This is a genomic window from Bacillus cereus group sp. MG9, from assembly GCF_040459995.1.
Lineage (GTDB): Bacteria > Bacillota > Bacilli > Bacillales > Bacillaceae_G > Bacillus_A > Bacillus_A mycoides.
Genome location: NZ_JARVHC010000001.1, coordinates 1,195,570 through 1,222,092, shown reverse-complemented (window position 1 = coordinate 1,222,092; position 26,523 = coordinate 1,195,570). Strand labels below are relative to the sequence as shown.

Genomic DNA, 26,523 nt, shown 5'->3' with positions numbered 1-26,523 from the left:
TCGTGTACTATTATAGTTATATTCATAACGTGGCTAGAACTTTCGTTAAAAATCGTTCTTTCTGAGAACAATTAAAAAGGACAGTCTCAACGTTTAGAGACTGTCCTTTTTAAACTTTAATTCCTATTATATTTATCCTAAAATATGATATCCTGAATCAACATGAATGTTTTCACCTGTTACTCCGCGTGCTAAATCACTGAATAAGAATACTGCTGTATCTCCAACTTCTTCTGGAGTCGTCGCACGACGAAGTGGTGCGCGTTCCTCAATTTCTTTTAAGATTGAGTTAAAGTCGCCTACACCTTTCGCAGATAACGTACGAATTGGTCCTGCAGAAATAGCGTTAACGCGAATGCCATGTTGTCCTAAATCGTTCGCTAAATATTTCACGCTAGCTTCTAACGAAGCTTTCGCAACACCCATAACGTTATAGTTTTTCACAACGCGCTCGCCGCCAAGGTATGTTAAAGTTAAAATATTTCCGCCTTCTGTCATCACTTTCTTCGCTTCTCTTGCTACAGCTGTTAAAGAGAATGCACTAATATTTTGTGCAAGTAAAAATCCATCGCGAGAAGTATCTACAAATTCACCTTTTAAATCATCACGATTTGCAAAAGCAATACAGTGTGCAACACCGTGAATTGTACCAACTTCTTGCTTAATAGTTTCAAAGCAAGCTGTAAGTTCTTCATCATTCGTTACATCACAAGGTAATACAAGTGATTCTTGTCCTTCTAATGTTTCCGCTAGTTCACGAACGTTTCTTTCTAAACGCTCTCCTGCATATGTGAATATTAATTTTGCACCTGCATTATGCAAAGAGCGAGCAATTCCCCATGCAATACTTCTTTGGTTCGCAACGCCCATAACAACAAATGTTTTCCCTTGTAATAGTTCCATGATATATCCTCCCAGAAATACTTATACTTGTTATTAGTACCTGATACTATAATTATAGTACCATAAAACCTCTTAAAGGCAAACAAAAAAGTCACTAACATAAATTTGTTAATGACTTTTTGTTTCTATAAAAAACCTTTCTAATCCTTCTTCCCAAGTAGGCATTTGTAAAAAACCATTTAATCGTAGCATGTTATGTTGAAAGATAGAATATTTTGGTCTCGCAGCCGCCGATCCGAATTCTTCAGTTGAAACAGGTAATACATTCACTTTCATATTTGCATACGAAAATATTTTTTGGGCAAATTCAAACCAAGAACATGAACCGCGATTTGATACGTGATACGTACCGTATAAGGATGTATGAATGAGCTTATTAATCACAGTAATTAAATCCGCCACGTACGTAGGAGAACCAACTTGATCAGCTACAACAGATATGTTTTCTCTCTCTTTTCCTAATCGTAGCATCGTTTTCACAAAATTATTTCCATACTTACCATACAACCACGATGTACGAACTATAAAATATTTATTATGTAACTCTTTTACGAACTGCTCTCCTGCAAATTTAGAAGCTCCATATATATTTATCGGTGCTGGATTATGAAATTCATGATAGCCATCCGGTTTGTCACCTGGAAATACATAATCGGTACTGACATACACTAACTTAGCCCCTACTAATTGTGAAGCAACCGCTACATTTCGAGCTCCAATCGCATTTATTAAGTAAGCAAGATCCTGTTCTTTCTCAGCACCATCTACCTTCGTATACGCTGCACAATGAACAATTGTATGTGGCTTTATTTCTTGTACCACTTGCTTAATTCGGGATATATTTGTTACATCTAATAACTTTTTATCAAATGGATATATGTCATATTCCTCAGAATTCAACTCTTCTTGTAGTTGCTTCCCTAGCTGACCGTTCGCTCCCGTTATGATAATCCGTTCTTTCATCTACATGCCCCTTACTTTTCTTTTAGTGGTTTCCACCAGTCCACATTGTTTTTATACCATTCCACCGTTTCTTTTAATCCTTGTTCGAACGTATACTTCGGTTCCCATTCAAACTCATTCTTCATTTTTTGTGCATCAATCGCATAACGACGGTCGTGACCTAAACGGTCTGTTACAAATTCAATATCTTTTTTCGTTTTTCCTAAAAGTTTTATAATTTGTTCCACAACATCTACATTTGTTTTTTCGTTATTTCCGCCGATATTATACACCTCTCCTACACATCCCTTATGCAAAACGGTGTCAATTGCACTACAATGATCCGTTACATGCAGCCAATCCCTTACATTCAATCCATCACCATATAATGGTAGTTTCTTTCCTTCAAGCGCATTCGTAACCATTAACGGAATTAATTTCTCAGGATATTGGTACGGTCCGTAGTTATTAGAACAACGCGTTATAATAACTGGTAATTGATACGTTTCATAATAAGATAAGGCTATCATGTCGCTACTCGCTTTACTTGAAGAATATGGACTATTAGGAGCTAGCGGGGTTTCCTCTATAAATTTCCCGGTTTTCCCTAAAGAACCGTATACTTCATCTGTTGATACTTGCACGAGTTTAATATGTGAATATTTTTTCACTAACTCCAACAGCGTGACTGTACCTATTACATTCGTATCATAAAAAGGAATTGGGTTTTCAATACTACGATCCACATGTGATTCAGCTGCGAAATTTACAATTACTTGCACGTCACGTTCCTTAACAACATGTTCCAGCAGCTCTCCATTTTGGATTTTCCCTTTTACAAATGAGTAGTTAGGATTTTCTTGAATAGACTTTACATTATTTAAATTCCCGCTATATGTTAATGCATCGTAATTAATGATTTTATATGTTTCATAGTTTTTTAACATATAGTGAATGAAATTACTTCCAATAAATCCAGCTCCACCTGTAACTAATATATTCATAAACAACTCTCCTACTTAAAAACTATCTTCATATTCCTGAAGTAATGGTAATATTCGATCCTTATCGGACAAGATAGGATTTGTTACCGGCCAGGGAATTGATAATTCTTTATCTTCCCAAAGCAAACCGGAATCGTGATCAGCACTATAATACTCATCTACTTTATACATAACAATTGTATGAGGTACAAGTGTACAAAAACCATGAGCAAATCCTTTCGGCACTAATAATTGCCTATGATTATCCGCACTTAAAATATAACCTCTCCACTTTTTAAATGTAGGTGAATCTTTTCGCAAATCAACGATAACATCATATATTGCACCTTGCATAACTTGAATGAGTTTCGTTTGTGCTTTCGGATTTTTTTGAAAGTGTAGCCCTCGAATCGTCCCCGAATGCGCTGAATAAGATACGTTATCTTGCAGAAATGAATGCGTAATCCCTAACGATTCTAGCATCTTCTTATTATAACTTTCAGTAAAAAAACCTCGCTCGTCTTCAAACAATCTCGGTTCTAACAATTTCGCATCGGTAAAATTTGTTTCTACAACTTTCATATTTTCACCTATTCTCCATTAAACTGTTTCCCAAAGTTTATATCCCGCGCTAACGTATTCGCTCTTTGAAGAGAAGCATGCGTTCCCGCATCAGTCCACCAGCCACTCATTTCATTATAAGTAAGTACTCCTCGTTTTAAATACCAATTATTTATATCTGTAATTTCAAGTTCCCCTCTTGCGGAAGGTTTTAATTCTTTTATATAAGAAAAGACTTTCGAATCATACAAATAAATTCCCGTAACAGCATAAGAACTTTTCGGCTCATTCGGCTTTTCTTCAATTTCAATTATTTTTCGGCCTTTAATATGCGCTACACCAAATCGCTCGGGATCTTCTACAGATTGAAGCAGCACTTTAGCCCCTTCTTTTTGACTTGCAAACTCTTTAACATACGGGCAAATATCATCTGAAAAGATATTATCTCCTAATATAACTACCATCCGATCATTTCCTACGAAATCTTCACAAAGTCCTAGCGCCTGCGCAATCCCACCCGCCTTATCCTGCACACGATACGTAAAGGATACACCAAACTCTTGACCACTTCCTAGAAAGCTCACAACATCTCCCATATGCTCTTTACCTGTAATAATCATAATATCTGTAATTTCACATCGCTTCAGCTTATATACCGCATGATAAATCATCGGATACCGCCCAACGGGAAGTAAATGTTTATTCGTTACTTTCGTTATTGGATATAATCTCGATCCTGTCCCGCCTGCTAAAATAATCCCTTTCATCCTTCATCTCTCCCTTATGATGGAGATAGCACCTCTTTATAATGTTCCACAAAAATTTCCCGGTATTTCTCATATGTATCCGCATCAAACTCATCTCCGTTGTAATGAATACACCATAGATTTGCTTGATTAGGGATACCAATTAAATATCCAGCCTTTTGAAATTCTAAAGACTGTGACACATCATAGAAATGGAATCCTTGAAACAAATCCTCTCGCCACGGAATATCATACTGCGTTGCCATGAGTAAACCATCGATTGCTTGCACTGACATAAAAGATTGATTTCCATAAAACCCCAGATCCAAATTTAATAATTGATAATTCCGTCTTCTGTACTCAATCACTTTCCCTACTAAATTTTTCCCTTCCCACCATATCCCGTTACTCGGTAAAAACTGAGCACCAGCTACTCCAATTAAACCAAGCTTTTCATTTTCTTTAAAAAGAGAAATGAGGGTACAAAACATATCACGATTAATAAGGTAAGTATCTTGATGTATATATACTTTATATTTCGCCGGATATGAAAGTGCTCGATTGTACGCACTTGCCATACTTTTCGCATCTCGTATCGGAAAAATTTGCACTACATAGCCAGGGGGAACAACAATGTTTCTTATTTGCCTTTCGCATTGCTCGAAAAGCTCTTCATTATTTACACAAACAACGACTAATATTGTATGATCTTTCATTTTGTAGCCCTCTATTCTTCCTTATTCACATCTGACATATAGTTCTCTACAAATACTTTTCTATACTTTTCATAGTTCGTCATATTTACATCGAAATGATAATGAATACACCAAGCATCACGCTGCACAGGGACACCGACTGTATACCCAGCTTTTTTAAATTCAAAAGATTGGGATACATCATAAAAATCAAACCCATCAAATAAGTCCTCTCGCCACGGAATATCATATTGTGTCGCCATCAATAAACCGTCAATACATTCCACAGGAATAAACGTTTTTGATTCATGAAATGGTTGCTCTAAACTTGCCATATAAAACAAATCGTTCATATAACCAATGACTTTCCCGACAATCCCACGCCCTTCGTTCCATACACCATTTGGAGGAACATATTGGGATCCAACCATCCCAATCATCCCAAGATGTTCATGCTCCTCAAATAATTGAATTAATCCGTATAGAAAGGCCCCATTTATAATAAAGACATCTTGGTGTAAATACACTTTATACTTCGCTGGATGTGAAATGGCTTGATTGTATCCGCTCGTCATACTTTTTGCATTTCGAATCGGCATAAATTGTATAGTATACCCAGGAGGTACTGCCAATTTCAATATATGTCGCGCACATTGTGCATACAATTTCCGATCATTTATACATGTAACAAATAGTATTGTTTTTTCTGCAGCACTCATAATTGTGATTTTTCTGCTTCAATAATATATTGAAATACAACTGTCTCAGCCATGAAGCCACTTCCAAGACGATACTTTTTACAAATTCCATATAACTCTTCAATAAGTGGCTCATATATTTTATGATCAACATATACACGATCTACTTTACTAATAGAATATCCTGCTTTTAAAAACATTCTTAGCATTTCATTAAAAGTAAAGAAACGAATATGCGTTTTATCTAATAAGCCATATTCTGTATACGTCCAATTTCCAGCGAGTAAGGGAGCTAATACTGAAATGTGCGCAACGTTTGGTATGCTAGCTAAAATCACACCATTTTCTTTTATATATGGCTTTACTTTCTTTATGACAGCCCACGGATCAAATAAATGCTCTAATACATCCCCGAATATGACACAATCAAATTGTTCCTTCTCATAAGGAAGATCCATTGTTTCTATATCACCTAAAATAACATGATCTAGTTTTTCTTTCGCTTTTTCGGCAGCCTCTGGGAACGCCTCAATTCCTGATACACGTGCTCCATTTTCTTTTATAGCCGCTCCTAATGCACCGCTCGAGCAACCAATATCAAGAACTTCTTGCCATTCCTTTTTTATATGCTTGAATAAATTAGGATTTATCGCATTATAATAATGTTCAGATTTTTCTTCGTATAAAGAACTTTTCTCCCGATTCATTTCACACACTCCTTATGCAAATTGAATTTGAAATATAAACAAAAGGTATTCTACAAAGGATGCCATCTCTATTGGTTGCATTACCGATACTCTAATATATAGCCATTCTACTATCATTAGAATAGCGACAAGTCATTTCCTAAAAATAGAACAAATTACATTTTATATTGTTTATCATAGATGCCTCTAAAATATTTACGGTTATATTCAATCGCAGCATTATTCGGAACATAAGAAGCTGCCAATTCATTATAATAATAAGCTTTATCTTGATCTCCTAATCTGCTATAACAAATACACATTTGTAAATATGGAATCCACGTATAACTAGCCGGACTGTGAAAAGGACTATCCTCTGCTAGCGGCACTTCAGTTGCTAGCTTAAACCAAAATATCGCTTCATTATACTTTTGTTGTTCCATATATATATATCCTATTCTTGTACAATTCTCTCCTCTAGGAATACCATAACGAAACGACTTCGTACAAGTTTCAACTGCCTTCTCCCAGTCTCCTAACTTCGCATAACAATCTCCTAACTTACCACATGCATAAATTTTCTCTTCATGCCATCCTTCCTCTTGATTAAGAAATGTTTCATACAGAAGAACCGCATCGTCGTATTTTTGATTATCCATAGATTCATTACCGTAATAAAATAAATCTCTCGGGCTTAATTCTTCTCCAGCTGCTACAGCATTTTGAAAAATTTTCAAATTACGATTCGTTATTTCTTTTTCTTTCTTATGTGTAATGGCGACATTACTATTGTAAATCTCACCAGAAACAGCTAAATACTCATGCACCTTTCCAAACCATTGAAATTGTTTTTCACGCTTTACAAGTCGATATCTTCTTGTGCAATATAAAGGTTTCCCATTAGAATCCATTACAAGATAATAAGGCATAGAAACAGCGTCAACTTTACCATCTAACTCTCGTTTTAATGTTTTCAGTGATTCTTGAGCTTCCTCTAATAACACATCATCAGCATCTAACCATAATATATATTCTTGCGTTGCTTTTGAAAACGCAAAATTTCTAGCTGCCGCAAAATCATCAACCCACGGAAAATCGTGTATGTTAGAAGTGTATTTTGCTACAATTTCCTTCGTTCGATCAGTGGATCCTGTATCAACTACAATAATTTCATCAACAATTTTTTCTACCGCGTCCAAACATCGATCTATTGTATTTTCCTCATCGCGAACAATCATACATAGACTAATTGTAATTCCTTGCTTGTTCAACATAATCACCCTCTTCCAACTCAATCATATGTTATACATACAATAAACTTTCCATTTTTTTAACTTGTTCAAGCTATTTAAGATTTCTTTTTAATAATTCAAATGTCCGTGTCATTTTCTTGTGATTTTGCATCTACTATATAATGAAAGCTTTATGGAGGTGAATTTATGTCAAATAATAATTATTCAGATGGCTTAAATCCTGATGAATTCTTATCAGCTAGTGCATTTGATCCTAATCTTGTAGGTCCAACTTTACCACCAATACCACCGTTTACACTTCCAACCGGGCCAACTGGACCGACTGGGCCTACTGGGCCGACTGGACCTACCGTACCTACTGGGCCTACTGGGCCTACTGGACCGACTGGACCGACTGGGCCTACTGGGCCTACTGGAGACACTGGTACAACTGGCGCGACTGGCGCAACTGGACCTACTGGGCCTACTGGGCCGACTGGAGACACTGGCGCAACTGGACCGACTGGGCCGACTGGAGACACTGGCGCAACTGGACCTACCGGGCCGACTGGAGACACTGGCGCAACTGGACCTACTGGGCCTACTGGAGACACTGGTGCGACTGGACCTACTGGACCTACTGGGCCGACCGGGCCGACCGGGCCATCTGGATTAGGACTTCCAGCAGGATTGTATGCATTTAACTCTGCTACAGTTTCTTTAGCTCTTGGAATTAATGATCCTGTACCGTTTAACACGGTTGGATCTCAGTTTGGTACAGCAATTTCTCAATTAGACGCTGATACTTTCATCATAAGTGAAACTGGATTCTATAAAATTACTGTTATCGCATATACTGCAGCAGTAAGTATATTAGGTAGCCTTGCAATTCAAGTGAACGGCGTTAATATACCTGGCGCTGGAACAAGTTTAATCTCACTTGGAGCGCCTCTCGTTATCCAGGCAATTACACAAATTACAATAACACCATCAATGGTTGAAGCTGTCGTTACAGGACTTGGATTATCTCTAGCTCTTGGTACAAGTGCATCCATTATTATTGAAAAAATCGCTTAATTTTTTTACTTAGCAGTAAAACTGATATCAGTTTTACTGCTTTTTCAATTATGAATTCAAGCATGAAACTTTCACTATCTACATAATCATATTGTTGTATGACATTTTGCAGGAGGCACAAATATGGAAAATAAATTTGCTGTTCAGCTTTATCTCGAGTTGTTAAAGAAAACAATTTTATTTGAAATATGGCTAGAGTATGAGCCATATTTACCTGCTTCATTACATATTTCTAAGGAACTTCCATATGAACCAGTTACCGTACCACTTCCTTTATTCATTAAGCAATATGCTGAAAACCATAACTTGAAAATTGTGAAACCAGATGTTTTAAAAAGTGAACGTCAAGATGGGATGGATTGGCCCAGAGCAGCACACAGTATGATCGGCCGGGAACGAATGAATCAATTACATGAAGCACTAGAAACAGTTGTCCGTGAAAATATAGAAGGTGATTTTATTGAAACAGGTGTGTGGCGCGGGGGATCGTGCATTTTTATGAATGGTTTTTTACAGGCAAATAACATTACTGATCGTAATGTGTGGGTTGCAGATTCATTTGAAGGTTTGCCAACACCGAATTTAGAACACTATCCGAAAGATTACGGAGATTATTTACACTCTTTCGATTACTTACGCGTTTCTTTAGAACAAGTACAAGAGAATTTTAGAAAATATGATTTATTAAATGATCAAGTAAAATTTTTAAAAGGCTGGTTTAAAGATACTTTACCAACAGCACCAATAGAAAAAATTGCAATTGCACGCCTTGACGGTGATATGTACGAATCCACAATGGATGGTCTCGTGAACTTATACGATAAAGTTTCTAAGGGCGGCTATATTATTATTGATGACTATGGACTACCAGCTTGTGCAGAGGCCGTGACAGACTTTAGAAATCAAAGAAACTTAAAAGCTCCTATTACTAAAATTGATGTATTCGGGGTTTATTGGCGAAAAGAATAGGGCGAAACTTTATTCAGTTAGGGTTTCTCCATCTCACACTAATTATTAGCCTTCGCCAATAGCATGATAAATAAAAACAAAAGCTCCCATTACTATTTCCAGTTGTTCTAGGGAGCTTTTTACATATCGCAACAGTTCTAATATCGTTTCCCCTCCCACTATAAAATGTTAGCTGCAGGTTAAAAATGTTAGTTCCCTATTTACTACAAGGAAGGAGTGAAATTATGAGCGAGCTTGAAAAAAAAATCGCATTAATCCCACCTCCCGAACTCGTCCAATATGTAGGTGGCGACTTTCAAAAGGTTGGAAAAGAATTCATAAAGCATTTTATTCAAATTGGCAGTTTAAAATCCAATGAAACAGTGTTAGATGTAGGTTGTGGTGTCGGTCGAATGGCGGTTCCATTAATGAATTACTTAGGTGATGATGGAGCTTATTATGGATTTGATTTATTTAAAGATGGCATTACATGGTGCAAAAATAATATTTCAACTGCCCGTAGCAATTTCCATTTTGAACACGTTGATATATATAATCAATTCTACAACCCAGAAGGAAAAGAAGATGCTTCTCAATACAAATTTCCATATGAAGACGATTCATTCGATTTTATTTTTTTAACTTCTGTATTTACCCATCTCCTTCCGAAAGAATTAGAACATTACGTATCTGAGATTGTACGTGTTCTAAAAAAAGATGGGAGATGTTTTATTACCTTCTTTCTCATTAACCCTGAATCATCCTATTACTTAAATTCTGGGCTAAGTACATTAGGTTTTTATCATCAAATTGAAAATTGTTATGTTGTGAATAAAGATATTCCTAATTTCGCAGTTGCCTATCCTGAAGAAGATATCCGCACCTTATTAAATAAACATGGCTTAGAGGTAATTAATAAACCGCATTATGGTTTATGGTGCGGCAGAAATGAATATACAAGTTATCAAGATATCGTTCTTACAAAAAAAGCTTCTGAAAGGTAGTTTCGTATGAATAATAAAAAAAAGTCACCTCTCGTTTCCATCCTTATTCCCACTTATAATCGACCACATTATTTCAAAATTGCTCTAGAAAGTGCATTAGCACAAACTTATCCAAACATTGAAATTATTATAGGCGACGATAGTACAAATGATGAAACAGAAATCTTAATAAATGAACAGTATTTACCTAATTATAAAAACATAACATACATTCGAAATACCACTACTTTAGGACAATTTCATAACGATCTTATGCTCTTAGAGAAATCTAATGGGGAGTATATAAATTTTTTAATGGACGATGATGTGTTTTATAATCATAAAATACAAAAAATGATGGCTTATTTTGAGCAAGACACAAATAAAAATCTCGCTCTTATAACTTCTTATCGAGTACGTATTGATGATCACGGGAATTTAATTGGAGATGCTCATCCAACACAAAGATTATATAGCGAAGACATTCAATTAAACGGAATATTTTTAGGCGACTGGATGTTAAAAGGTGGACATAACATTATCGGTGAGCCTACAACTATTCTGTTTAGAAAACAGTTACTCACTGAACCTTTCGGCACGCTAAAAGGAAGGCACTATTCTTGTAGTGTCGATATGGCATCATGGATTTCCTTACTTTCTAAAGGAGACGCAGTATACATATCCGAACCTTTAAGCCAATTTCGCTACCATACTGGGCAACAAATACACAGCAAACTCCTTGAAGGATCTGAGGATTTTACGCACCTCGTTATAACTTCAAAAGAATACGGATTTTTACAAGATAATACAGATTATAGACTAGGTCTAATTAGCGCTTATAAATGGTGTAAAGGTTCCTTAGAATATTATAGCCAGCTACCAAACCTCATTCCAGATGCACATGTACGTCTTTCCCATTGTTTGGACATAATTATAAAAGAGCTACATCATTAGTCTATTCTGCGAAAATAAAATGTGTGAGCTTTACGTGAATAATGCGTATAGTTCATACATTCTTTTTAAACTATGTGATGCACCAACTAAAACCCACTAATATAGAGAGCAGTAGAAAGGAATTCATACAGTGAAAGATCCGAACACTCAATATCAAATAGACTACATATTAATATTCATTTTATTTGCCATTGGGATTGTTAGCTGCTTTGCTATCGCAAGTGCACAAGCTTCTTTACCACCATTTTTACAAAACGTAAATTTTGTATTAAAACAAATCCAATGGTATGCCATTGGATTTATCGCCATTGGTGTTATTATGGTTATTGATTTCGATCGCTATAAACAAATCGCTTGGTATTTATATAGCTTTGCACTCATACTTCTAATTGGCCTAGAACTTCAAGTTCCTGGCGCCGTTACAATTAAAGGGGCTACCGCGTGGTACAGACTTCCAGGCATCGGAAACTTTCAGCCTTCTGAAATTATGAAATTATTTTTGATTATCGTCGTTGGGCGAATTATAGCGAATCATAATGAAAAATACCTTTTTCGGACAACTCGTGAAGATTTCATTTTACTTTTAAAAATATTTGCAGCTAGTTTACCTCCACTACTTCTAATCGCAAAAGAACCTGATTTAGGAAACACAATGGTCATTTCAGCGATGCTTGCAACAATGGTTTTAGTTTCTGGTATACGTTGGCGCTTTATCCTCGGATTAACCTCCGGTATTTTCGCCATAGGCTCTACCTTAACATATATTTATTTCACGCATACAGAGTTCTTTAAAGAGCACATTCTAAAAGAATATCAATTAAATCGCTTCTATGGTTGGCTTGCACCTTATGAATATGACGCACAAGGATATCAATTAAGACAAGCATTTTTAGCTACTGGATCAGGAGAGATGCAAGGAAAAGGATGGGAAAATAGACAAGTATATTTTCCAGAGCCACATACAGATTTTATTTTTACAAATATCGCTGAACAATTCGGTTTTTTAGGAGCAAGTGTTATTATTTCATTTTTTTTCTTACTCATTTACCGAATGATCCATATCGCTTTAGAAAGCAATGAACCTTTCGGTAGTTATATTTGCGCTGGTACAATTGGAATGTTTACGTTCCAAGTATTCCAAAATATTGGGATGACAATTGGTTTACTCCCTATTACAGGAATAACGTTACCGCTTATGAGCTACGGCGGGAGTTCACTGCTCACATATATGGTTGCTATTGGATTTATTTTAAACGTACGCTCAAGAACTAAAATCTTTATGTTTAAATGAACCATATCGAAAAACGGTATGGTTTTTTTCTATGTCCATTTTAGATATACTAATGAAAAAATGAGCTGGAGGTTTAAATATGAAATATGACATTATAGGTGATATTCACGGATGCTTCCAAGAGTTTCAAGATTTAACAACGAAACTAGGGTATAGCTGGGATAGTGGTATCCCAATTCATAACGCAAAACGAAGGCTTGCATTCGTTGGTGATATTACAGACCGAGGTCCTCATTCATTACGGATGATTGAAATTGTATGGGAGCTCGTAATAAATAGAAAAGATGCTTATTATGCTCCAGGGAATCACTGTAATAAACTGTATCGTTTCTTCCTTGGACGTAATGTTACAATCGCTCATGGGCTCGAAACAACTGTTGCAGAATATGAAGCATTGCCTTCTAATAAGCAACAAATAATAAAAGAAAAATTCATTACTCTTTACGAACAATCACCGCTATATCACATACTGGATGAAAAAAATTTAACCGTCTGTCACGCTGGTATTCGGCAAGATTACATAGGAAGACAAGATAAAAAAGTACAAACCTTTGTATTATATGGTGATATTACAGGCGAAAAACACCCTGACGGCTCACCTGTCCGCCAAGATTGGGCGAAAGAGTATAAGGGTGAAACATGGATTGTTTATGGACATACACCTGTCAATGAACCTCGCTTTGTGAATCATACAGTCAATATTGATACTGGTGCTGTATTTGGTGGTAAACTAACTGGACTACGTTACCCTGAGTTGGAGACCGTTTCTGTCCCTTCTTCCCTACCTTTTGTCCCTGAAAAGTTCCGCCCAATTTCATAAAGTGAAACTTTAATCAGTGGGGGTTTTGTTCATCCGCCACTGATTATTAGCCCGCACCAATCGGGATAAATACCTCTACTTAATACAATTCACGATTTGCAGAGGATCATGGTGTTTTCTAGACATATTCCACACTAAAACTAGATAAAGCAATTAAAAAAAGATGCAATAAAGTGCATCTTTTTTTAATTGCACGGCATATACTGTCGCAGGAGGTGACGGAATGAAGAAAAAATCTTCTAAACAAAAAAGAAAATTCCACCCTTTATACCATCCCATGTATGGAATTAACAACTGGTGCAGTATTCGAGCTGCAGCTATAGAAGCAATAGAAGAACAAGAGTCATCAAAAAAAAGCAAACCGAGAGAAACATATGTCTCTTTAGAAAATGCTGTTATGAGGCGAATTATAGATAGCAGGAAAATAAAAGCAAAACAAAAAAAGAAGCTCGCTTCTAATAATGATGAACCTGTGCTTAATTCGGAAAAGATACAAGAAAATATAGAAGAAAACATTCCTGCAGCAATAAAGGAAAAAGTACAACCAGAAATTCCAGCTACTATTATAAATCAAGTAAAAAAAATAAAAGAAGCATTAATCTCGGGCAACGATGTACAAATAGAAAGATCCGCCCCTATTCAGGCTCCTGTACCTACACCTATAAAAAAAGAAAATAACAAAGGAGCTCGTCACGCATATAAAGAAGGACTTCACTCTAAAGCTGATGGAATCGCTTCACATGCAGAAGGGCTTCTTACACATGCAACGGGTCCCTTTTCTCATGCAGAAGGGACAAAAACAAAGGCAACTGGACATAGTTCGCATAGCGAAGGAAGTGAAACGACAGCAGGCGGCTCTTATTCTCATGCAGAAGGAAAACATGCAATTGCTTTGGGCGAAGCAGCACATGCAGAAGGAACCGCAACTATCGCTAACGGATTCTCATCTCATGCGGAAGGAAATCATACATCAACAGCTAATTTTGCAGGCAGCCATATTATGGGTAAATTTGGTACAGCAGAAGAAGCTTATTCCTGGTTTATCGCAAATGGGACAAATGACACTGATTATAATATAGGTGCCAAATGGCTTGCCCATAACGGAGAAATGTATATCGATGGTGCTTCTTACAATGCAGGTGGTACTGATTTTGCACAAATGTTTGAGGCAGCAGATCATAGCCCTATTGATATCGGCTATTTCATTACATTTAGTAGCGAAGAAAAAATTCGAAAAGCTACTTCAAATGATTCATTCATATTAGGAATATCTAGCGCTACCCCCGCTCTCATAGGAAATAGCGGTGCTTTAAGTTGGCAAAAACGCTATAAAACAGACAGCTTCGGAAAACGTCAATATACGCGTACGGATACGCAAGAAATACGACCTCTTTTAAATACAGAATGGGATCCAGCTTGTAAGTATATATCAAGAAGAGACCGTACTGAGTGGCTTCCTGTCGGATTAATTGGACAAATGTTAGTACGTGATGACGGCACTTGCGAAACACACGGATATTGTCGTCCGAATGATGACGGCATTGCCACGAAAGCTGAAAGTGGCTTTTTCGTTATAAAACGTACTGGTGAAAATCAAATTTTAATATTATTCCGCTAAAAAAAGGGAACAAAATTCTTTTTATGATAAGAATTTTGTTCCCTTTTAATTGTTATGTAAAGCGTATTGCATATCCTCTGGGATACTTACGGTAAAAGTCATTCCCTTTTCTAAAATAGGATGATAAAACGTCAAAGATGTACTATGCAGCGCTTGACGTTTTATCACATCTCTTCGGCCACCGTATAGATCATCCCCAAGTAGCGGATGTCCTATATATGCCATATGTACACGAATTTGATGTGTTCTTCCCGTCTCGAGCTCAAGCGCTACATGCGTCTTATCGGAAGAACTCTCCATCACTCTAAAATGAGTAACAGCTCTTTGACCATCTTCACAGACAGTTCGCTCGATAATACTATCCGCTTTTCGTCCGATTGGCGCGTCAATCGTTCCTACTTCTTCTAAAATAGTCCCATGAACGATTGCCTCATACGTTCGTTTCACCCCTTTTTGTTGATGCTGCTTCGATAAAAGGTGGTGAACGAATCTATTTTTCGCAATTAGCATAAGCCCTGAAGTATCACGATCTAACCTCGTCACAATGTGCACCGTACTTGCAAGATTTTGTTTATCATAATGATATAAAAGAGCGTTTGCAATACTTCCTGACGGGTGCTCCCTAGACGGAATCGTCGACATATTTGCTTCTTTATTTATAACAAGAACCGCATCATCTTCATATACGATACATAAAGGGATCTCTTCCACTTCCATCCCTTCACTTCTTTCCTCCACTGGAAAAAAGATTTGTAACTCTTCACCAGCTTGTAACTTGTGACGAACACTTGTGTGTTGACCGTTTACTTCAATTGCTCCCCCGCGGAACTTTATATCCGTTAAAGCAGCTTTCGAAATCCCTTTTGTTTTCAAAAATTCTCTAACTAAAGTTCCCTCTTCAGCCAGCCCTATATCCCATTTCAATGTAAATCTGTTCAAATATATAAACCCTCTCTATTTATCTGCAACAAACGAGTCACGAACACGTTTCCAGAATGGGAACGGACGGAAACGAACAAATCGTACTTTCTCGTTTGCAACGCGATACTGAATTGATTTCACATCTTGATGAACCATCGTCAAATGATCCACGGTAATTTGCATGTTCATTCCTGCAGCCGGCTTTAAAACGCATGTATGATGCTTCGGCAGTACGAGCGGCGAACCTACCGTACGAAATACACGATTGTTGATAGATGCCATTTCTGCAATTTGAATCGCTTCAATAGAAGGGTGAATAATTGCTCCGCCAAGCGCCTTATTATACGCGGTACTTCCTGAAGGAGTAGAAATACAAAGACCATCTCCGCGAAACGTTTCGAAATACTCTCCGCGTATTTCCACTTCTGTTACTAATGTACCTTCTGCACTTTTTACAGTCGCTTCATTCATCGCCAAATACTGCGACTCTTTACTACCATTCACATAGCGAATAATCACTTCTAAAAGTGGATATTCAACCACTTGGAACGGTGTTTTAGCGATTGCAATCACCAACTTCTCTACTTCCGTCGGTAACCAATCTGCATAGAAACCTAAATGCCCTGTATGTACACCAACAAATGCGGTTTCATCTAATCGATTATAGTAACGATGGAATGCATATAAAAGCGTTCCATCTCCCCCAACAGAAATTACAATATCAGGTTCCTTTTCATCCATTGTAAACCCAAAATCTAACAAGTATTCTTTCATCGTACTTGCTAGTGTATCTGATGATTGATCTCCCTTTGACATAATTGTAAATTTCATCGCCCAACACCCTTTAGTTTATGATTCAGAATCTTTCGTTTCCTGCTTTCGTGAAAAGACCTTTTGCGCTTCTTGAATTTCAAGACGAATGGAAGACATTTCTTCATCTAATAAAAACGCCGCTTCCGCTGCACGTTGTAAGCGTATTTTAATATCTTCAGGAAAACGTCCACTATATTTGTAATTTAAAGAATGCTCAATCGTTGCCCAAAAATTCATTGCTAACGTGCGAATTTGAATTTCAACTAACACTTTTTTCTCCCCCTGTATCGTTTGAACAGGATAACTAATGACAACGTGGTAAGAGCGATAGCCGCTATCTTTCTTTTGCGTTACATAATCACGTTCTTCTACAATGTCAAAATCATTTCGTTTTCGAAGATATTCTACAACAGGCTTAATCTCATCTACGAATTGACACATCATTCGAAGGCCCGCGATGTCCTGCATATCTTCTCTAATTCGGTCTAGCGGTACATTTCTCTTCTCCGCTTTATCAATAATACTTGCAACCGACTTTACCCTTCCTGTTACAAACTCAATTGGAGAATGCTCCGTTAACATTGCAAATTGAGTACGCATTCCTTTTAGTTTCACTTTCAGCTCCGCCACCGCTTGGTGATACGGTGCTAAAAATTCTTCCCAATTACGATTCATTTCAACCACCACCAAAATCAATCCATTTGCTTATAGAAACACTTTTTCTACAGCAGTTACTAGTTCTTCTCCGTAATTTGCATTACCTTCAATATTTTCAACTAAATATTCGACTTCTTCTTTTAATCCTTCTAATTCTATTTCAACATCATTCACGCGAATAAACATCGCTGTATCTTTATTCATCGCTTCATGCATTGCTTCCCAGCATGTATGCGGAATACTTACATAAATGAAAGATGATTCATTTTCTAAGATATATAAAAATGATAAATTGTCTGAGTCTACAAGTACGTGATTACGCGCACTTAACTCCTTTACCTCTATTTCAGTATTTTCCGCACAAAAAATAAGCGCATTCTCTCTCGTTTCTACGCTCTTAACTTGAATTTTATTTTGCATACTCGAACTCCTCCATCTCAACTTCCTGTCTTACTTAACAGTATTATTGTATCATAACATGGACGCAAACAAATAAAACATTGAACCAAATTTGCGAAAAAGCGATAATGTGGAAAGAATTATTTTTCAAAAGGAGCGCATACAATGACACAAGAAATTGAAATTGAATTTAAAAATATGGTTACAGAGGAAGAATTCCAAACATTATGCAAATCTTTTTCTATTGAAGCATTTACAAAACAAGTAAATCACTACTTTGAAACGCCTCACTTCTCTTTAAAAGATACGGGCTCTGCACTTCGTATTCGTCATAAAGATGGAACTTATACATTAACATTAAAACAACCTGCTGAAATTGGTTTATTAGAAACTCATCAGTCTGTAACAGAAAAAGAAGCACAACTTATGATGGAAACAAACACAATCATTCAAGGAACTGTAATGGATCAGCTACACAAATTACAAATTCCCGTTTCCTCTTTAACTTATATGGGTAGTTTAACAACAGAAAGAGCTGAAATATTATTTGAAGGCGGAACGCTTGTCTTTGATCATAGTTTCTATTACAATCACGATGATTATGAAATTGAATACGAAGTGCAAGATGAAAAGACCGGTAAAGCAGCATTTATAAGGTTATTAAAGCAACATAACGTACCAGTTCGTCATACAAACAACAAAGTAAAACGCTTTTTCCTTGCCAAACAAAACGAAGAGCGCTAAAGTAAAATTTCCATCAGTCAAGAAGAGCTGTACTTACGGCTACATTTCACCTTTTTGAAAAGTAAAAGATTTATTAGCAACATATAGAATAAGCAAAGAATGTTATGAAGGCTGTTTAGTTGCTCTTCATAACATTCCATTGCTACAATAGATATACATTTCATGGAAAAAGGGGTTTATAAAGGATGAGCAAGCAACCGATGACACCATTTGAAGCAATCGGCGGTGAACAATGCATTGCAACATTAGTGGATACATTTTATTCCTATGTCAGTGAACACCCTGACTTATCTCCGATCTTCCCGGATGATTTAACAGAAACTGCTAGGAAGCAGAAACAATTTTTAACACAATATTTAGGTGGTCCTAATTTATACACTGAAGAACATGGGCATCCTATGCTAAGAGCACGCCATCTTCCGTTTGAGATTACTCCAAAACGCGCAGAAGCTTGGCTGTCATGTATGGAGCAAGCAATGGATGATACAGGAGTGCACGGTCATATAAGAGAGTTTGTTTTTGAACGTTTAGCATTAACTGCTCAACATATGGTCAATACTCCAAATGAAACAGGTGAAGTGTAATGGATAAGCAGGAAGCAAAGCATATAAATATGCCTTCTCCTTCCACATGCGAGCATAAATCTGTAGAAGCATATTTATTTATTGATCCACTTTGTAAAGATTGCTGGGATATCGAGCCATTTATTATTAAACTATGGCTTGAGTATGGGAAATACTTCTCTATTCGTCATATAGTAACAGGAAAAGTGGACGGGGCAAACGCTTCCTCACACAAATGGAATAAACCTGCTAATATTCGATTTGTGTGGGAAAAGACAACAAGTTTACAAGGTTTTTCATGTGATGGAAAAGTACATATGCAAGAGGCGTCGTCAACACCGTATTTAGTTTCGATGGCAATTAAGGCGGCGGAGTTGCAAGGCCGAAAAGCAGGTTCGAAGTTTTTGCGAAAACTCCAAGAATACATTTTTCTTGAAAATGTATCAAACCCTGACTGTGAATTATTGCTTACATGTGCTAAAGATAGTGGCATTGATGTAGAGGAATTTAAAAAAGACCTACACTCAGTTAGCGCAAAAAAAGCTTTCCAATGCGACCTAAAATTCACAAATGAGATGCATATTACAGAAATACCTTCCCTCCTATTTTTTCATGCAAATTCAGATGAGGAAGGTATTAAAATCACAGGGATTTATTCCTATGATGTATACGTACAGCTATTAAAAGAACTGGTAAAATGCGAAATTGAGCCAGAACCATTACCTCCTTTAGAAGTATTACTAGAAGCAACACAATTTATTTCTTCAAAGGAAATCTCATTTATATATGACTGCCCTCAACAAGAAATAGAGCGTGAACTAAAAAAATTACAACTAAAACGAAAAGTACAAATGATTGAAGTGAAGTGCGAGCGTTATTGGAAATGGATAGCAAAAGAAAAAGACCTGGTGTAAACACCAGGTCTTTTTCTTTACGGCTTATAAAAATATTAAAGGGGATGGGAGAAATTTTCACGTTCAAACAAAGGGGTATATGTTTGTATGTGAATTCGTTCACGCTTATTATATTACAAGATTCGACGTCAGATGACAACCCCTTTTGTCGAATTTCACATTTTTGTCACATTCTAAACGTTTTCATTCTTGAATAAGCTATAAAAAAAGCAATTTAGGAGGTTTCCTTATGAAAAAATCTCATATTTTTCTTATCTTTCTATGTGTTATTGTTTCTTTTTTCTTGTATATCCTCTCTCTATTACAAGCTTTCCCTAAAATTATTGCCTTTCCTCTTTTATTCGGAGTTATCGTCATCGCTGTCTCTTATTTCAACTATAGAAAACGATTTAAAGGATTTTAATTACAAAAATCAACTGTAAAACTGCCTTCTAATTTAGAAAAAGTAAGGAAATCCTCCTTATTTTTTCGACAAATATCGACAAAAACATTTTCAAACAAAAAAGACGAGGATAAAATCCCTCGTCTTTTCTCATTACTTTTCTTCAAATAATAACGCTTCTAATTCATTTAATTTCTCTTCAAATACTTGAAGTGCCTCTTTCACTGGTTCAGGAGATGCCATATCAACTCCTGCTTTTTTCAACACTTCAATTGGATAATCGGAGCTTCCCGCTTTTAAGAATTCGTTAATGTAACGTTCTACTGCTGGTTGCCCTTCTTCTAAAATTTGTTTAGATAACGCAGTCGCTGCACTAAATCCTGTTGCGTATTGATATACGTAATAGTTGTAATAGAAGTGCGGAATACGAGACCATTCTAAACCGATTTCTTTATCGATTACTAAAGCATCCCCGAAATATTTCTTATTTAAATCGTAGTAGATCTCCGTTAACATATCTGGCGTAACCGCATGTCCTTCTTGTACTTTTTTATGAATGATATGCTCGAACTCTGCAAACATTGTTTGACGGAATACAGTACCACGGAATCCTTCTAAATAATGATTTAATAAATATAGACGCTCTTTTTTATCTTCTGTCGTTTTTAATAAATAATCATTTAGAAGCGCTTCATTACACGTTGATGCTACCTCTGCAACGAAGATTGAATAATCACAGTATACGTGTGGCTGTGTCTTTCTTGTGTAATAACTATGCACCGAATGACCAAACTCATGAGCAAGTGTATATAAATTATTTACATTATCATGCCAGTTCATTAAAATATACGGATTTGTTCCGTATGCACCAGATGAATATGCTCCGCTTCGTTTGCCTTTATTCTCGTACACATCTACCCAGCGATTTTCATATGCTTCTTTTAAAATTTCAACATATTCATCACCAAGTACGTTTAAAGATTTTAATAACAGGTCTTGCGCTTCTTCATACTTCACATTCATTTTCACTTCTTGTACAAGTGGTGTATATAAATCGTACATATGAAGCTCATCAAGTCCTAGTGCACGCTTACGAATATCAATGTAACGGTGTAATAAATGTAAGTTATCATTTACCGTTTCAACGAGTTGATCGTATACTGCTTCAGGAATATTATTATTGCTTAATGCTGCTTGGCGAGCAGAGTCATATTTACGAATACGTGCATTGAAATTATTACGTTTCACTGCCCCGCTTAACGTACTTGCAAATGTGTTCTTAAATTTCCCATACGTTTCAAATACAGCTTTGAATGCATCTTCGCGAACACGACGATCATCACTTTCTAAAAACTGAATGTAACGGCCATGTGTTATTTCTACCTCTTCTCCATCCTCACCTTTAATAGATGGGAATTTCAAATCCGCATTATTCAACATACCGAATGTATTACTTGATGCACTCATCACTTCAGATGCTTCTGCTAATAACGCTTCCTCTGCCTCAGATAATACGTGCGGGCGTTGACGTGTAATTTCTTCTAATGCATGCTCATATACACTTAGTTCTCGATTTTCTTGTAAGAATGTTTGCAATGTATCTTCTGAAATAGATAAAATTTCAGGTACGATATACGCTGTGCTACTAGATACTTGTGAGTATAAATTTGTTGCGCGATCATTCAGTGCTTGATACACAGAGTTTGTTGTATCTTGATCGTAACGCATATGTGCATATGTATATAGCTTACCTAATCGCATTGAAATTTCATCTTCATATTGCAATGCCTCAAGCAAATTGTCTGCAGAGTCGCCAAGCTTCCCTTTAAATTCAGTTAACTTTGGCAATAGCTCTTTAATAGCTTGGAATTCTTTTTCCCATTCTGCATCTGTTTGGAAAATATCTTCTAATCGCCATGTACTTGCTTCTTCAATCTCATTGCGATTTGGTAATGATTTTGCTTTATTTTGTTCAGACATTCTGTAAGCCCTCCTTTAAATATCTCTACTTAAGTACAATTCTGTTTTTCTTATGTAATTCCTTCACGTTCATTCTTTATTATATCCCCTTTTTCTTCTCTCATGTTGTACTTTGTCTCAAATAGAGATAGTGCGTGCGCTAAGCAAATTTCATCATATTTCATAATTTCTCCCTCTGTTTTTACCAACACAACATCTCTTATTTTTCGATACTTATTAATACCTATTTTTATTAATACACCTGCATAACATAAAAATGTCATATACTCCGCAACTGCTACCTTCCATATATGTTGTGCAAAATACGGAAGTAGACGCCTCTTCGTATATTTTGCTACATAGTTACATACGTATTGCAGAGAAATATACTCCCCTACCTTAAGCATACCTATACACTTCAAATAAAGAGAAGCTTGCCATGTAAATGGATTTGTTTGAAAAGCAAACGCGGATGGGAGCGGAACACCAATTTCAGAAGGAAAGCTCGCTGGGGTACATTTATATTGATATAAGAGGCGGAGTAGTGACTTATGATTATAATTCCAGATAGATAGAGCGTTTTGCCGAAAATGGTTCTTTTTTCTCTTCCATTCTTGTCCTAATACCTCTTTTTGGAAAGGAACAGAGGAAAAGAGCATGTCAACAGTAGTCGTATCAGTTGGTAAATAAATAGTATGTGAGAAAGAGACATTTGTAGAAAACGGAGTGATAAATGCGCATTTCATAAACGATTTTTGTTTCGGACAGAAGAAAATAAGAAATGGCTGAGGATAAGATTGTAAGGAGAAAGCCAGAAGTGAGGAAAATTTCATCCAATATGTAGATTGCTTTTTTAATTGATTTCCACCAATGATCCAGATGACCTGTATACCAGCTTGCCAATACGAGTATGTTCGTTTAGAAAGCTGTTCTATGGAGAGATTGGCGCATTGATATTCAATCGCAATTTCCCTGCCTGCTCTCTCTACGAAAACATCTGGTCTTTGCTGGATTTTTGGAAGGTAATGCTCTATATCCACATGAAAATTTTGACGTTTCAACCATCTATATAACAATTCTTTACCGTGCATATGATACATAGATTCTGCTTCATAAAAGGTAAGACATGAATCCACTTTCTTATGAGCAAAATGCCAGCTCTTTTGTGTTCCTAATTTCATTTGCACTTCTTTTCCGCAAGCTGTACAAAAGAATTTTTCTCGTTTACGCATTTCGCGTAAACGTTCTTCATCCCGGTTATATAATAGATGAATTTTCTCTCCGTTTTCTCTCCTTGCAATAAACATCCACCATCACACCCTTTCAACTTCTTGTATTCTACAATTTACTACAAATTCCTCTCAAAAAAAGAGATGTCCTAAATTAGGACATCTCTTTCTATAATAAAGGTGATAATAACCGATACGTCGATTCAACAATCCGCCTATGAAGACGTCTCTTATGAAATCGGTCAACATGAATTTCACTGGATTCTTCTAAATCGTCTTTAAAATCTTGAACGAGCTTTCGAATGCTACCTGTATCATATAAAAAGGCATTTACTTCAAAGTTTAAATGAAAACTTCTCATATCCATATTAGCTGTCCCAATTGATGCGAGATCAGAATCCACGATGACAACTTTACTATGAAGAAAACCTTTTTCATATTCATATATTTTTACTCCTGCATCTAATAACTCCGGAAAGTACGATCTTGATGCATAAAAGACAGTCCGCTTATCTGGCTTACTTGGCATTAACAAACGAACATCAATACCAGCAAGTGCAGCTACTTTTAATGCAGATAAAATATCATCATCTGGGATAAAGTATGGTGTTGCAATCCAAATCGATTTCCTAGCTGAAGCAATCATTGCAAAATATAAATGTTTAATTGTTTCCCATTTATTATCCGGTCCACCTCCAACAAGTTGGACTCCGCCCCAATGATCACCCTCAACTGCTTCCGCTTGTAAATATTCAGGTGCTAATACCGCCTCACCAGTCATATAAAACCAGTCTTGAAGGAAAATTAGCTGTAAACTTTGAACTGCTTCACCGCGTAAATATAAATGCGTGTCTCGCCAAAAACCGAAATATTTATCCTTCCCTAAATACTCATCACCAATATTTAATCCACCTACAAACCCTTCATTTCCATCTATAATAACGATTTTTCGGTGGTTTCGATAATTAATTTTATCGTTTAAAATTGGAAAGCGCACAGGGAAAAATGGAATCATTTCTACTCCTGCATCATTCAATTCTTCAATATACGAATTTGATAATTTAAAGCTTCCAACCGCGTCGTATAAAAAACGAACGACAACGCCTTCTTTTGATTTTTTTATTAAAATATCTTTAATTTCTGTACCGAGCTTGTCATCACGCACAATGTAATACTCCATATGAATGTGGTGTTTCGCTCGATTTAACCCATCTAAAATTGCCTGAAACGTTTCGTCTCCATTTGTTAATGTCCTCGTTTCAGTTTGAAATGAAATATTTAAAGCACCTAGTCGATCTGCTAAACGAAATAACAATTCTTGATGCTTATGATTTCGTAAAATCCGTTCTTCGTAATCTTCGTGTCCCTTATATTGTAAAAACGCCTGTTCATCGAGTAATGCCTTCTTTTGGAACATTCTTTTTCTACGAAAATTTTGTCCAAATAAAAGATAAGCAAAGAAACCGAACACCGGAAAAATACCTAGTACGATTAACCACGTAAGTGTTTTAGACGGATGGCGGTTTTCTAAGAAAATAACACATCCAATTAAAAATGCGGAAACCGTAAATAAAATACTAATAATACCTAAAATAGAAACATCCTTTATCCCAATGACATCCGAATAAAATGCTACATCAATAAACATGCGTAATGAAACAAATAATGCGAACAATAGTAGAAAAAAGAAAAGTAGTTTTAACGTGTTTTTCATCTCTTACCTCCTTACTAAGAAAGCCTTCCTATTCTTCATAAAAAAAGCCGATTTCATACTATAGAAATCGGCCTACATTTTAGGAGGGAAATTGTTGCGAATTGTCTCAAGCGCACGCTCTTTCACAACCTGTTTCCCATACTCACTTACACGGTGAATCGTTAAAGTAGATTCTTCTCCATATTCTAAAACAATACTTAAAATACGATCAATTTCTTCTTCATCATGTAGCACTTCATCGAATTCCACATATACATAATATCGGTCCTCAAATGAATGTAATTCATCTTTTATATCTTCAAAGATAAGACGATGACTTAATGAAATAACATCTTCAAAATCATTAAACTTAATTAAAAAGCCAAACGTACCATCTTCATTAAAGTTTGTTCCTATTTGTTCTTCTACCTCTTCCACTAATTCTTGCTGGAATAATGATTCGATGCCTTCATCTAGAGGAATGTCTATAATTTTGTCTACACCTATTGGTAGTTCCAGCTTTTGTCCATCCTTTGAAAGCTCCGCTTTCGTTACAAGTACTTCAATCCCTTTATCGACTGCTTGCACTTGGATCCATAACGGCCCATCGATAAAGAAATCATCATGATCACGAGCTTCGTCCATCATCTCCCAAAAGAGCTCTTCACTTCGTTCGCGATCATACCAAATTTCTTCACGATTAAACCCTCTGTCCTCTATATCAATGTACGTAATAAAAAATTTCATCGTATGGTCATTAATTCTTTCAATATCCAAAATACAACGCTCCCTTCCTGCTTAGAATTGTTATGAAGGGATTCCCCACTCATATGACAAAACAATAGATTCTTGTACTCTCATTTTATGATAAGATTCTCCAGAAGGGAAATAAAATCGATTTATTTTACAAAAATAGTTATATACCTATCTGTATTCGACTTTTTACATAAAGTGAAACAATAATCAGTATTTTTTTCATCCTCCACTGATTATTAGCTCGCACCAATCGGAATAAATATACCATTATACCAATTCACTGCTCGCAAAAAATTTGGACATACATTCCCATATTCCCTCGTACACTGTAATAAAGTGAAACTTCTATTAGAGGT

The 26,523-nt window shown here is 36.3% G+C and carries 28 protein-coding genes; 11 read left to right on the top strand and 17 right to left on the bottom strand.

Features of this window, described 5'->3' with window-relative positions; genetic code table 11:
• Nucleotides 1–132: 132 nt before the first annotated feature.
• The 9 genes from fabI to QCI77_RS06185 form a co-directional block, all read right to left on the bottom strand.
• On the bottom strand, nt 133–903 hold the full coding sequence (gene fabI, locus QCI77_RS06225) for an enoyl-ACP reductase FabI (RefSeq protein ID WP_002011384.1): 771 nt from the start codon (nt 901–903) through the stop codon (nt 133–135).
• Between the two features lie 108 nt (nt 904–1,011).
• A complete protein-coding gene (rfbD, locus tag QCI77_RS06220; protein WP_353824659.1) occupies nt 1,012–1,866 on the bottom strand; it encodes a dTDP-4-dehydrorhamnose reductase in 855 nt (284 codons plus the stop codon).
• A gap of 11 nt (nt 1,867–1,877) precedes the next feature.
• Entirely contained in the window at nt 1,878–2,849 is a 972-nt protein-coding gene (gene rfbB, locus QCI77_RS06215) for a dTDP-glucose 4,6-dehydratase (protein ID WP_044437803.1), read from the bottom strand.
• Between the two features lie 15 nt (nt 2,850–2,864).
• Nucleotides 2,865–3,410, bottom strand: coding sequence for a dTDP-4-dehydrorhamnose 3,5-epimerase (gene rfbC, locus QCI77_RS06210; RefSeq protein WP_002011381.1), 546 nt, complete (start codon nt 3,408–3,410; stop codon nt 2,865–2,867).
• An 8-nt stretch (nt 3,411–3,418) separates the two neighbouring features.
• Nucleotides 3,419–4,156 carry a sugar phosphate nucleotidyltransferase gene (locus QCI77_RS06205; RefSeq protein WP_002011380.1) on the bottom strand — a complete coding sequence of 246 codons (738 nt, stop codon included), beginning with the start codon at nt 4,154–4,156 and terminating at the stop codon, nt 3,419–3,421.
• Nucleotides 4,157–4,170: 14 nt separating this feature from the next.
• Nucleotides 4,171–4,851: a glycosyltransferase family protein gene (locus QCI77_RS06200; RefSeq protein ID WP_044437801.1), complete on the bottom strand. Its 681-nt coding sequence runs from the start codon at nt 4,849–4,851 to the stop codon at nt 4,171–4,173.
• 11 nt (nt 4,852–4,862) lie between these two features.
• On the bottom strand, nt 4,863–5,549 hold the full coding sequence (locus QCI77_RS06195; RefSeq protein WP_002140852.1) for a glycosyltransferase family protein: 687 nt from the start codon (nt 5,547–5,549) through the stop codon (nt 4,863–4,865).
• Nucleotides 5,546–6,235, bottom strand: coding sequence for a class I SAM-dependent methyltransferase (locus tag QCI77_RS06190; RefSeq protein ID WP_002125965.1), 690 nt, complete (start codon nt 6,233–6,235; stop codon nt 5,546–5,548). The genes QCI77_RS06195 and QCI77_RS06190 overlap by 4 nt, the downstream gene beginning before the upstream one ends.
• Nucleotides 6,236–6,390: 155 nt before the next feature.
• Nucleotides 6,391–7,488, bottom strand: a complete 1,098-nt coding sequence (locus QCI77_RS06185; protein ID WP_002125963.1) for a tetratricopeptide repeat-containing glycosyltransferase family 2 protein — start codon at nt 7,486–7,488, stop codon at nt 6,391–6,393.
• A gap of 165 nt (nt 7,489–7,653) precedes the next feature.
• Between QCI77_RS06185 and QCI77_RS06180 the strand changes: the two genes are divergently transcribed.
• From QCI77_RS06180 to QCI77_RS06150, 7 genes are all read left to right on the top strand, one after another.
• Nucleotides 7,654–8,523 (top strand): BclA C-terminal domain-containing protein, encoded by an 870-nt coding sequence (locus QCI77_RS06180; protein WP_353824658.1) that lies wholly within the window; start codon nt 7,654–7,656, stop codon nt 8,521–8,523.
• A gap of 123 nt (nt 8,524–8,646) precedes the next feature.
• The gene (locus tag QCI77_RS06175) at nt 8,647–9,492 is read left to right on the top strand and encodes a TylF/MycF family methyltransferase (protein WP_002186420.1); all 846 of its coding nucleotides are present in this window, start codon (nt 8,647–8,649) and stop codon (nt 9,490–9,492) included.
• A 224-nt stretch (nt 9,493–9,716) separates the two neighbouring features.
• Nucleotides 9,717–10,475, top strand: coding sequence for a class I SAM-dependent methyltransferase (locus tag QCI77_RS06170; protein WP_002030399.1), 759 nt, complete (start codon nt 9,717–9,719; stop codon nt 10,473–10,475).
• Between the two features lie 6 nt (nt 10,476–10,481).
• Nucleotides 10,482–11,408 carry a glycosyltransferase family 2 protein gene (locus QCI77_RS06165; protein WP_002030400.1) on the top strand — a complete coding sequence of 309 codons (927 nt, stop codon included), beginning with the start codon at nt 10,482–10,484 and terminating at the stop codon, nt 11,406–11,408.
• Nucleotides 11,409–11,538: 130 nt separating this feature from the next.
• Nucleotides 11,539–12,699 (top strand): FtsW/RodA/SpoVE family cell cycle protein, encoded by a 1,161-nt coding sequence (locus tag QCI77_RS06160; RefSeq protein ID WP_002030401.1) that lies wholly within the window; start codon nt 11,539–11,541, stop codon nt 12,697–12,699.
• 79 nt (nt 12,700–12,778) lie between these two features.
• Nucleotides 12,779–13,519: a bis(5'-nucleosyl)-tetraphosphatase PrpE gene (gene prpE / locus QCI77_RS06155; RefSeq protein WP_002086958.1), complete on the top strand. Its 741-nt coding sequence runs from the start codon at nt 12,779–12,781 to the stop codon at nt 13,517–13,519.
• A 223-nt stretch (nt 13,520–13,742) separates the two neighbouring features.
• Nucleotides 13,743–15,137: a peptidase G2 autoproteolytic cleavage domain-containing protein gene (locus QCI77_RS06150; RefSeq protein WP_113769129.1), complete on the top strand. Its 1,395-nt coding sequence runs from the start codon at nt 13,743–13,745 to the stop codon at nt 15,135–15,137.
• A 45-nt stretch (nt 15,138–15,182) separates the two neighbouring features.
• Here the strand turns inward: QCI77_RS06150 and QCI77_RS06145 are convergent, their stop codons facing one another.
• From QCI77_RS06145 to QCI77_RS06130, 4 genes are read right to left on the bottom strand one after another with little or no spacing between them, the layout of a single operon-like run.
• Nucleotides 15,183–16,076: an RluA family pseudouridine synthase gene (locus QCI77_RS06145; RefSeq protein WP_002134973.1), complete on the bottom strand. Its 894-nt coding sequence runs from the start codon at nt 16,074–16,076 to the stop codon at nt 15,183–15,185.
• A 15-nt stretch (nt 16,077–16,091) separates the two neighbouring features.
• Entirely contained in the window at nt 16,092–16,889 is a 798-nt protein-coding gene (locus QCI77_RS06140) for an NAD kinase (protein ID WP_002011365.1), read from the bottom strand.
• An 18-nt stretch (nt 16,890–16,907) separates the two neighbouring features.
• The gene (gene yjbM / locus QCI77_RS06135) at nt 16,908–17,546 is read right to left on the bottom strand and encodes a GTP diphosphokinase (RefSeq protein WP_002125951.1); all 639 of its coding nucleotides are present in this window, start codon (nt 17,544–17,546) and stop codon (nt 16,908–16,910) included.
• 30 nt (nt 17,547–17,576) lie between these two features.
• Entirely contained in the window at nt 17,577–17,948 is a 372-nt protein-coding gene (locus QCI77_RS06130) for a UPF0738 family protein (protein ID WP_002011362.1), read from the bottom strand.
• A 144-nt stretch (nt 17,949–18,092) separates the two neighbouring features.
• On the opposite strand from QCI77_RS06130, the gene QCI77_RS06125 reads away from it, so the two are divergent.
• From QCI77_RS06125 to QCI77_RS06110, 4 genes are all read left to right on the top strand, one after another.
• Nucleotides 18,093–18,671, top strand: coding sequence for a CYTH domain-containing protein (locus tag QCI77_RS06125; protein WP_002064261.1), 579 nt, complete (start codon nt 18,093–18,095; stop codon nt 18,669–18,671).
• Between the two features lie 185 nt (nt 18,672–18,856).
• The gene (locus QCI77_RS06120; RefSeq protein WP_000043388.1) at nt 18,857–19,255 is read left to right on the top strand and encodes a globin domain-containing protein; all 399 of its coding nucleotides are present in this window, start codon (nt 18,857–18,859) and stop codon (nt 19,253–19,255) included.
• A complete protein-coding gene (locus QCI77_RS06115) occupies nt 19,255–20,148 on the top strand; it encodes a ClpXP adapter SpxH family protein (protein ID WP_002011359.1) in 894 nt (297 codons plus the stop codon). The genes QCI77_RS06120 and QCI77_RS06115 overlap by 1 nt, the downstream gene beginning before the upstream one ends.
• A gap of 229 nt (nt 20,149–20,377) precedes the next feature.
• Complete coding sequence (locus tag QCI77_RS06110) at nt 20,378–20,551, top strand: hypothetical protein (RefSeq protein ID WP_000748141.1); 174 nt, start codon at nt 20,378–20,380, stop codon at nt 20,549–20,551.
• Between the two features lie 132 nt (nt 20,552–20,683).
• Here QCI77_RS06110 and pepF read toward each other — a convergent pair whose 3' ends face one another.
• The 4 genes from pepF to mecA form a co-directional block, all read right to left on the bottom strand.
• On the bottom strand, nt 20,684–22,510 hold the full coding sequence (pepF, locus tag QCI77_RS06105; RefSeq protein ID WP_353824657.1) for an oligoendopeptidase F: 1,827 nt from the start codon (nt 22,508–22,510) through the stop codon (nt 20,684–20,686).
• A gap of 50 nt (nt 22,511–22,560) precedes the next feature.
• Nucleotides 22,561–23,796 (bottom strand): competence protein CoiA, encoded by a 1,236-nt coding sequence (locus tag QCI77_RS06100; RefSeq protein WP_353824656.1) that lies wholly within the window; start codon nt 23,794–23,796, stop codon nt 22,561–22,563.
• Between the two features lie 91 nt (nt 23,797–23,887).
• A complete protein-coding gene (locus tag QCI77_RS06095; protein ID WP_002064255.1) occupies nt 23,888–25,432 on the bottom strand; it encodes a cardiolipin synthase in 1,545 nt (514 codons plus the stop codon).
• A 72-nt stretch (nt 25,433–25,504) separates the two neighbouring features.
• Entirely contained in the window at nt 25,505–26,188 is a 684-nt protein-coding gene (mecA, locus tag QCI77_RS06090) for an adaptor protein MecA (RefSeq protein WP_002030378.1), read from the bottom strand.
• Nucleotides 26,189–26,523 lie beyond the last annotated feature (335 nt).

Bases quoted from the DNA above. Each gene is read 5' to 3' on its own strand.
- fabI (WP_002011384.1), bottom strand. From the start codon at position 903: ATGGAACTATTACAAGGGAAAACATTTGTTGTTATGGGCGTTGCGAAC.
- rfbD (WP_353824659.1), bottom strand. From the start codon at position 1,866: ATGAAAGAACGGATTATCATAACGGGAGCGAACGGTCAGCTAGGGAAG.
- rfbB (WP_044437803.1), bottom strand. From the start codon at position 2,849: ATGAATATATTAGTTACAGGTGGAGCTGGATTTATTGGAAGTAATTTC.
- rfbC (WP_002011381.1), bottom strand. From the start codon at position 3,410: ATGAAAGTTGTAGAAACAAATTTTACCGATGCGAAATTGTTAGAACCG.
- QCI77_RS06205 (WP_002011380.1), bottom strand. From the start codon at position 4,156: ATGAAAGGGATTATTTTAGCAGGCGGGACAGGATCGAGATTATATCCA.
- QCI77_RS06200 (WP_044437801.1), bottom strand. From the start codon at position 4,851: ATGAAAGATCATACAATATTAGTCGTTGTTTGTGTAAATAATGAAGAG.
- QCI77_RS06195 (WP_002140852.1), bottom strand. From the start codon at position 5,549: ATGAGTGCTGCAGAAAAAACAATACTATTTGTTACATGTATAAATGAT.
- QCI77_RS06190 (WP_002125965.1), bottom strand. From the start codon at position 6,235: ATGAATCGGGAGAAAAGTTCTTTATACGAAGAAAAATCTGAACATTAT.
- QCI77_RS06185 (WP_002125963.1), bottom strand. From the start codon at position 7,488: ATGTTGAACAAGCAAGGAATTACAATTAGTCTATGTATGATTGTTCGC.
- QCI77_RS06180 (WP_353824658.1), top strand. From the start codon at position 7,654: ATGTCAAATAATAATTATTCAGATGGCTTAAATCCTGATGAATTCTTA.
- QCI77_RS06175 (WP_002186420.1), top strand. From the start codon at position 8,647: ATGGAAAATAAATTTGCTGTTCAGCTTTATCTCGAGTTGTTAAAGAAA.
- QCI77_RS06170 (WP_002030399.1), top strand. From the start codon at position 9,717: ATGAGCGAGCTTGAAAAAAAAATCGCATTAATCCCACCTCCCGAACTC.
- QCI77_RS06165 (WP_002030400.1), top strand. From the start codon at position 10,482: ATGAATAATAAAAAAAAGTCACCTCTCGTTTCCATCCTTATTCCCACT.
- prpE (WP_002086958.1), top strand. From the start codon at position 12,779: ATGAAATATGACATTATAGGTGATATTCACGGATGCTTCCAAGAGTTT.
- QCI77_RS06150 (WP_113769129.1), top strand. From the start codon at position 13,743: ATGAAGAAAAAATCTTCTAAACAAAAAAGAAAATTCCACCCTTTATAC.
- QCI77_RS06140 (WP_002011365.1), bottom strand. From the start codon at position 16,889: ATGAAATTTACAATTATGTCAAAGGGAGATCAATCATCAGATACACTA.
- yjbM (WP_002125951.1), bottom strand. From the start codon at position 17,546: ATGAATCGTAATTGGGAAGAATTTTTAGCACCGTATCACCAAGCGGTG.
- QCI77_RS06130 (WP_002011362.1), bottom strand. From the start codon at position 17,948: ATGCAAAATAAAATTCAAGTTAAGAGCGTAGAAACGAGAGAGAATGCG.
- QCI77_RS06125 (WP_002064261.1), top strand. From the start codon at position 18,093: ATGACACAAGAAATTGAAATTGAATTTAAAAATATGGTTACAGAGGAA.
- QCI77_RS06120 (WP_000043388.1), top strand. From the start codon at position 18,857: ATGAGCAAGCAACCGATGACACCATTTGAAGCAATCGGCGGTGAACAA.
- QCI77_RS06115 (WP_002011359.1), top strand. From the start codon at position 19,255: ATGGATAAGCAGGAAGCAAAGCATATAAATATGCCTTCTCCTTCCACA.
- QCI77_RS06110 (WP_000748141.1), top strand. From the start codon at position 20,378: ATGAAAAAATCTCATATTTTTCTTATCTTTCTATGTGTTATTGTTTCT.
- pepF (WP_353824657.1), bottom strand. From the start codon at position 22,510: ATGTCTGAACAAAATAAAGCAAAATCATTACCAAATCGCAATGAGATT.
- QCI77_RS06100 (WP_353824656.1), bottom strand. From the start codon at position 23,796: ATGTTTATTGCAAGGAGAGAAAACGGAGAGAAAATTCATCTATTATAT.
- QCI77_RS06095 (WP_002064255.1), bottom strand. From the start codon at position 25,432: ATGAAAAACACGTTAAAACTACTTTTCTTTTTTCTACTATTGTTCGCA.